This window comes from Mammaliicoccus fleurettii (genome assembly GCF_003970575.1).
In the GTDB taxonomy this organism is placed as follows: domain Bacteria; phylum Bacillota; class Bacilli; order Staphylococcales; family Staphylococcaceae; genus Mammaliicoccus; species Mammaliicoccus fleurettii.
The window spans coordinates 1-397 of sequence record NZ_RXWZ01000130.1; the positions used below are offsets into that span (position 1 = coordinate 1).

Here is a 397-nt window from a genome sequence, read left to right on the forward strand (position 1 = left end):
TGGTTCTGTTGCAAAGTAACTTTTAAAAGGTATACTATTAAATTAACTAAAACAAGGAGGTTTTATCAATGAAAGCAGCAGTTTGGTATGGTCAAAAGGATGTACGAGTTGAAGATCGAAAATCTAAAGAGTTACAAGATAATGAGGTTCAAGTTAAAGTGTCTTGGGCTGGCATTTGTGGGACAGATTTACATGAATACTTAGAAGGCCCTATATTTATTTCAACAGACAAACCTGACCCGTTCCTTGGCCAAAAAGCGCCCGTTACATTAGGCCACGAATTTGCAGGTGTAGTAGATGATATTGGTTCTAAGGTTACAAAATTTAATAAAGGCGATCGTGTTGTCATTAATCCTACAGTTTCAAATCGTGAAAAAGAAGAAAATATTGATCTTTA

At 35.3% G+C, this 397-nt stretch carries 1 protein-coding gene; it reads left to right on the forward strand.

What is annotated here, in order from left to right:
- Positions 1-68: 68 nt before the first annotated feature.
- On the forward strand, positions 69-397 hold a 329-nt coding region (locus CD129_RS09615; RefSeq protein ID WP_170167690.1), incomplete at its 3' end, for an alcohol dehydrogenase catalytic domain-containing protein.